Genomic DNA, 6,650 nt, shown 5'->3' on the forward strand with positions numbered 1-6,650 from the left:
GGGCGTGACCGTACGAGCGGGACGTCCTCTCTACGGTAGTGCCGCCGACGGCCGGGAACAAGAAACTTGCGGCGGCTGCCGATACTCCCGCCACGCGGCATCACTCACCAATCCCCGCTCTCCTCATGCAGGACATCAACGCCATCACCGGAGAGATCGTCGAGGCAGCCTACGACCTCCACACGCGTCTCGGTCCGGGGCTGCTGGAGTCCGTCTACGAAACGGTGCTGGCGCGAGTACTGGAGCGGAGTGGCCGGCGCGTGGAGCGGCAGGTACCGGTCTCGTTCGAGTTCGACGGCATGCGGTTCGAGAACGGCTTCCGCGCGGATCTGCTCGTGGAGGGGAGGGTGCTGGTGGAGCTGAAATCACAGGAGAAGCTCGCGGCGGTGCATGGAAAGCAGGTGCTCACCTACCTCCGCCTGCTGGACCTCCCCATCGGCCTGCTCATCAACTTCGGCGCGCCTCGCATGAACGAGGGGCTCCACCGGATAATCAACTCCCGCGCGAGCATGGGCAGGAACTGATTGGCTCACGCAGAGGAAGCAGAGGAAGCAGAGGAACGGCACTCTCCGCTTTTCCTCTGCTTCCTCTGCTTCCTCTGCGTGCGACCTGCTGTTCCTCCCCGCCTTGACGCGCACCCCACGGGACCGGCAACTTGGCCGCCACACCCGAACCCGGAGTCCCGCCCGATGTCCGACCGGCTCGAAGAGTTCCGCCGCTTCCGCGAGCGCATGAACGAGCGCATCCTGGAGGCCGGCAACCTGGAGATCAAGCGCTTCTTCGCCCTCGACACCCGCACCTACGAGAGCGGCGCGCTGGACGTGAAGACCAAGGAGCTGCTGGGGCTGGTGGCCTCCATGGTGCTCCGCTGCGATGACTGCGTCACCTACCACCTGGTCCGCTGCAAGGAGGAAGGGGTCACGGACGAGGAGCTGTTCGAGACCTTCTCCGTGGGGCTGGTGGTGGGGGGCTCCATCGTGATCCCCCACCTCCGCCGCGCCGTGGACACCCTGGACCGGCTCAACGCCGAGGGCCCCGTGGCGCTGGACGCGGGCAGCGCCGAATGAGCGCCGTCCCGCACCCGGAGCTGGAGCGCTGGCGCACTGAGTTCCCCATCCTGCAGACCCGCACCTACCTCAACTCCTGCTCGCTGGGCGCGCTTTCGCGGCGGTCCATGGGGTACCTGGGTGAGTACCAGGCGCTCTGGAACACCATGGGCGCCTCCGCCTGGTACGAGCTCTGGCTGGGGCGAATCGGCGACCTGCGCGTGAAGGTCGCGGAGCTGTGGAGCGCCCACGAAGCCGAGGTCGCCTTCTCCCCCAGCGTCTCCGCCGCGCTCTCCTCCGTGGCCTCCGCGGTGGACTACCGGAAGCGCAACCGCGTGGTGGTGGCGGAGCTGGACTTCCCCACCCTGGTGTACCAGTGGCTCGCGAAGCCCGAGGTGGAGGTGGTGGTCGTACCCAGCGACGACGGGGTCGGCATCGCGCCCGAGCGCTGGGCGGAGTACGTGGACGAGCGCACCGCGATCGTGGCGACCAGCCACGTCTTCTACGGCACCGGCTACGTCCAGGACCTGCAGCCCATCGCGAAGGCGGCGCGGGACGCCGGCGCGCTCTTCCTGGTGGACGGGTACCAGGCCGTCGGGCAGATCCCCGTGGACCCGCGCGCCTCCGGGGCCGACGTGTACGTGGGCGGGCCGCTCAAGTGGCTCCTGGGCGGGCCCGGCCTGGCCTTCCTCTGGGTGCGCGAGGAGCGCATCCCGGAGCTGGTCCCCACCGTGGTCTCCTGGTTCGGGGCGGAGGACCAGTTCGCCTTCGCAACCGACGCCTTCCGGCCCCGCGCCGACGCCGCGCGGTTTTCGCTGGGGACGCCCGCCGTCCCGACCGTCTACTCCGCGCTCGGGGGGCTGGAGATCGTCCTGGAGGTGGGGATGGAGCGCATCCGCGCGCGGATCGACGCGCTCACCGAAGACCTCGTGAAGCGGCTGCGCGAGGCCGGCTTCGAGCTGCGGATCGCGGCGGAGCGGGAGCGCCGCTCCGGCATCGTGACGGCGCGCGTCGCGGACTCCGCCGCCACCGTGGCCGCCCTCGCGGAGCGGAACATCATCGTGGACAGGCGCGGCGAGTACGTCCGCATCTCCCCCCACTTCTACAACACGGTGAGCGAGAACGAACTGGTGGTCGCAGCCATGCGTTGAGGCGGCGCTCCGTTCCCGTTCGGGAACATTTTTGGTTCCCGAACGGGAACGCCGTCGGCGGGAGCCCCCCGGACGGCACACCCATTTCGCTGCGTCGCAACGACTTAGCTTTCCGTTGACTGGGCCGGGCAAAAACGTAGAATTGTGCGACACCGACGACAGCCCGAGCGAGGCGCCACACCGGCCCTCCGCACCCGTAGCAGTCCGGCGTCCGAGCAGTTCTCATCCCCAGCCCACCCAGGAGACCCACCATGAAGAAGTCCGCTCTCGTCCTCGCCGCCGCCGCCTCCCTGGCCCTTCCCGCCATGGCCTCGGCGCAGGTGAACGGGTCCATCAGCGCCAGCGCCGACATCCCGACGGTCCTGAACTTCGGCACCTCCAGCGCCCTGTCGTTCGGCTCCATCACCCCGGGACAGGCCGCCACCGGCTCCGGCCACATCGCCCTCAGCCGCAACGTGGGCGTGATCTTCACCCTCCCGGACGCGGGCAACACCGGTCTGCTGACCCGCGGCGGCGGCACGGAGACCCTCCAGCCCGCGTTCACCTGCGGCGTCGGCAGCACCACCACGGCGATCGTGAGCGCCTTCTCCAGCTGCGCGCCCGCGACGGCCAGCACGGGGGTCCTCACCCTCACGGCTCCCGCCACCGTGCAGACCGAGTACGTGATCTTCAACGGCTCGCTGACCGCCGCGCAGACCAACGCGATCCCGGGCACGTACAGCGGGTTCATCCGGATCACCGCGACCGCGAACTGATCCTTCCACCATGGCGGGGGCGAGGATGGGCCGTCTGATCTCCAGCGCGCTGATCCTCGCCTTCTGCCTGTCGTTCGGGGGACGCGCGGAAGCCCAGGCCTCCGCGGCCGGCCTGGAGGCCGTCCCCACCCAGGGGCTGACCTTCGGGTCGCTCCTTCCGGGGGTCGCGGAAGCGGTCGGCGTAGGCGACGGCGCCCGGAGGGCCGAGGTGGTCCTCACGGGAGAGGGGTGGGTGGACCTCTCCTTCATGCTCCCGCAGGCGATGGTCTCCCCTTCCGGGGCCCGCATCCCGCTCCGCTTCGGCGCGAGGGACGGCGCCCTCCTCAAGAACTCCTCCTCCGGCCTCGTCCCGCTCAACCCGCTGGAGACGAGCCGGGTCAAGCTGAACGCGAGCCAGGGGGCGGTGCGGGTCCTCCTCGGAGGCACCGCGCTCCCGGCGCAGGACCAGCCCGCGGGCAGGTACACGGCGACCATCGTGATCGTCGCCACCACCCCGGGAACGTAGCCACACGGCGCCCGCCCGGAGCACGGGGGGCGCGCGGCAGACCTCGAAGGACCAGGAGCGAGAACAAGGCGATGCGCGGTTTCCCACTTTCCCGTCCCGGCGTCCGGCGGCCCGTGCTGCTCGCCGCGCTGCTCCTCCTGGGGCTCGCGACGCGGGCGGCTGCGGTGACCGTGAGCCCGTCGGCCCTGTTCATCGACTCCCGCACCCGCACCGGCACCCTCACCCTCTACAACGGCGGGACCCTCCCCGAAGAGGTGGAGGTCTCCTTCGGCTTCGGCTACCCCGTCTCCGACGCGAACGGCACCGTGCACGTGGAGCTCGCCGACAGCGCCGCGCCGGGCGAGCCCTCCATCGTCCCCTGGGCGCGGGCCTTCCCGCGGCGGCTGGTCCTCCAGCCCGGGCAGCGCCAGGTGCTCCGCGTGCTGGTGCAGCCCCCGGCCGACCTCCCCGACGGCGAGTACTGGGGCCGCGTCCTGGTCCGCGCGCGCGGCGGGCAGCCGCCCATCGAGCAGACCAGCGGCGACGTGCGCATGCAGCTCAACGTGGAGACGGTCATCGCCACCGCGCTGATGTTCCGCAAGGGCCCGGTCCACACCGGAGTCGCCGTGCGGGACGCCCGCGCCGAGACCACTCCCGAGGGCGTGCAGCTCACCCTGGACGTGGCGCGCGAGGGGAACGCTGCCTATCTTGGTAGGATCCGCGCACAGCTCGTCGCGCCCGACGGCCGCGTGCAGTCGGAGGTGGAGGACGCCGTGGCCGTCTACCGGTCCCTCCGGCGCCGCTTCGTCTTCCCCGTGCCCGCCGGCGGGCTCCGCCCCGGGTACACCGTCCGCTATACGCTGGATACCGAGCGGCCGGACCTCCCCGCGTCCGGACCCGTGCGTGCGGCGCCGGTCGCGGGCACCGTCCCGGTCCGCTAGGCGCCGCCCGTGCGCCTCCTCCGCCTCTGTCCGGCTCTCGCGGCCGCGCTGCTGGGCCTCGCCGCGCCCCTGGCGGGGCAGGCGCCCAGGCCCGCGGCCACGGGGAGCCTGCTCGTCTCGGCCACCATCCTGGAGCCGCCGCTCACCGGGGTCGGGGTGAAGCCGCTCACCTTCGGCTCGATCCCGCCGGGGACGGCCTCCGTCACCGTGCTGCCGAGGACGCCCGCCGGCGGGGAATGGCGGCTCTCGGGGGTCAGGAACCGGAAGTCCATCTCCATCAGCTTCAACCTCCCGGCCGCGCTCACCGGCCCGGACGGAGCCACCCTCCCGCTCTCCTTCAACGGGGACTACGCGGGGCTCTGCGAAATCGACAACAGCGGCAATTGCGAGATCGCGTCGTTCATCGCCTGGAACCCGGTGGCCACCCCCACCTTCAACGACACGCCCGAGCGCTACAAGCCCGGGCGCAGGGTGTACCTGTACGACCAGTACTCGGTGTACATCGGCGGGCAGGCGCTCCCCCAGGCGGCGGGACAGCGGCCGGGGCGGTACACCGGCACCGTCGGCGTGGTCCTGGTCGTGAACTGAGCGCAGCGCCGCACCCCGTCCGGCTCTTTCTCCTCCTGCTGGGCGCACTCCTCCTCGCCCTCTCCCCCGCCCGCGCGCAGGAAGCCCCCCCCGGATACGAGCCTGGCATCTACGAGGTGCTGGTTCCGGGGGTCCCGCCGCTCAGCCTCCCCGCGCTTCTCACCCCCGAGGGGAAGGTCCTCCTCCCCCTCGCTCCCGTCCTGGAGCTGACCGGCGCACCCTTCGAGGTCGACCCGGAGCGCGGGCGCGCCACCGTCGCACGGCCGCGCGGGCGGGGGACGGCGACGCTCGACCTCCCCCGGCGCACCGTCACCGCCGCGGAGCGCACCCCGCTCGGGGACGACGACGCCGTCACGAGCGCGGGGGAGATCCACCTTTCCGCCGCCGCGGTCGCGCTGCTGCTGGAGGCGGAGGCCGAGGTGGACGAATCCGTGCTGCGGGTGGTCCTCACGCGGGATCCGCCCTTCCCGCGGCAGGAGCGGCTCTCCATCCGCGAGCGCCGCGAGCGGGAGCTGCTCCTCGCCCGCCGCCCCGAAGCCTCCCGGCAGGCCGGAGCCGTGGCGTTCCGCCCGCGCACCGGCGGCGGCGTGCTGGAGTGGGGCGTCTCTTCCCTTTTCCCGGACGCCGTCCTCCCCTCCCATGCCTACGCCCGCACGGGGGTGGGCGTGCTCGGCGGGATGCTGCAGGTGGGCGCCAGCGTGAACGCGCGCACCGCGGGCGACCCGGCGCTCGGCGAGCTCACCGGGAGCTACCTGCGGGTCTTCCCGGGCTCCGACCTGCTCCGGCAGCTCCGCGTCGGCGACTTCGTGACGGAGGGGCTCCGCGCCCGCTCCCTCCGCGGCGTGGGCGTCACCAACGCCCCCTTCGCCCGCGACGCCCTCTTCGGCGAGGCGGTCTTCGCCCCCCGGCTCCCGCCGGGGTGGGAGTACGAGCTGTACCAGAACGGGCGCCTCCTCGGCTTCTCCGACGCCTCCGCCGCGAGCCCCCTCTCCGTCCCGCTCCAGTACGGGAGCACCCCCGTGCAGGTGCGGCTCTACGGCCCCGCGGGCGAGCGGGTGGAGTCGCAGGTGGTCTACCTCGTCCCCGTCCTCCAGATCCCCGAAGGTCGCTGGCAGTACGCCGCGGGCGCCGGCGCGTGCCCGCAGCGCATCGAATGCGAGTCGGCCGCCTACTTCGACCTGCGGCACGGCGCCACGCGCTGGCTGACCCTCCTGGGCGGAGTGGACCGCGTGGCGGACACCGCCGGGGTGGAGTACCGGCCCTACGGCGGCGCCAGCGTCCTCCCCGCGCCGTCGTGGGTGGCCGAGGTCCAGGGGATGTACCGCTCCTTCGCGCGCGCCTCCCTGCAGAAGCATGCCGGGGGAACCGTTTCCGGAGGGGTGAGCGGAGGGATCGCCTACCCCGGCTCGGGCGCCGTCACCTTCCTTCCCTCCACCGGCCCCCGCTGGCACCTGGACTCCAGCCTCCGCCTGCACCTGGGCGGCGCGGCGGGGCTGAACCGCTCGCTCGACCTCACCGGGCGCGTCGAGGCCCCGCTGGAGGAGGAGGTGGACCGCTGGCGGGTGGGGGTCGCGTCGGGGGTGGGGCGGGTGCTCCTGGAGACCGCCTACGAATCCAACCCGACGCTTTCCGGGGACGTGCTCTTCCTGCGGGCCACCGCCGCGGTCACCCGCGGGGTCCCCCGC

The 6,650-nt window shown here is 72.5% G+C and carries 8 protein-coding genes; all 8 read left to right on the forward strand.

The genetic code is table 11. The features are described from left to right. Window positions 1-125 precede the first annotated feature (125 nt). A complete protein-coding gene (locus tag VGR37_21315; protein ID HEV2149951.1) occupies window positions 126-524 on the forward strand; it encodes a GxxExxY protein in 399 nt (132 codons plus the stop codon). A gap of 165 nt (window positions 525-689) precedes the next feature. Next, window positions 690-1,067 (forward strand): carboxymuconolactone decarboxylase family protein, encoded by a 378-nt coding sequence (locus VGR37_21320; protein ID HEV2149952.1) that lies wholly within the window; start codon window positions 690-692, stop codon window positions 1,065-1,067. After that, on the forward strand, window positions 1,064-2,197 hold the full coding sequence (locus VGR37_21325) for an aminotransferase class V-fold PLP-dependent enzyme (GenBank protein HEV2149953.1): 1,134 nt from the start codon (window positions 1,064-1,066) through the stop codon (window positions 2,195-2,197). The genes VGR37_21320 and VGR37_21325 overlap by 4 nt, the downstream gene beginning before the upstream one ends. A 251-nt stretch (window positions 2,198-2,448) precedes the next feature. Continuing rightward, window positions 2,449-2,952, forward strand: coding sequence for a hypothetical protein (locus VGR37_21330; GenBank protein ID HEV2149954.1), 504 nt, complete (start codon window positions 2,449-2,451; stop codon window positions 2,950-2,952). Window positions 2,953-2,977: 25 nt separating this feature from the next. Further along, a complete protein-coding gene (locus VGR37_21335) occupies window positions 2,978-3,457 on the forward strand; it encodes a hypothetical protein (GenBank protein ID HEV2149955.1) in 480 nt (159 codons plus the stop codon). 71 nt (window positions 3,458-3,528) lie between these two features. Then, the gene (locus VGR37_21340) at window positions 3,529-4,377 is read left to right on the forward strand and encodes a hypothetical protein (protein HEV2149956.1); all 849 of its coding nucleotides are present in this window, start codon (window positions 3,529-3,531) and stop codon (window positions 4,375-4,377) included. A 9-nt stretch (window positions 4,378-4,386) separates the two neighbouring features. Then, window positions 4,387-4,965 (forward strand): hypothetical protein, encoded by a 579-nt coding sequence (locus tag VGR37_21345; GenBank protein ID HEV2149957.1) that lies wholly within the window; start codon window positions 4,387-4,389, stop codon window positions 4,963-4,965. Between the two features lie 116 nt (window positions 4,966-5,081). Further along, on the forward strand, window positions 5,082-6,650 hold a 1,569-nt coding region (locus VGR37_21350), incomplete at its 3' end, for a hypothetical protein (GenBank protein HEV2149958.1).

It is taken from the genome of Longimicrobiaceae bacterium, assembly GCA_035936415.1.
Lineage (GTDB): Bacteria > Gemmatimonadota > Gemmatimonadetes > Longimicrobiales > Longimicrobiaceae > JAFAYN01.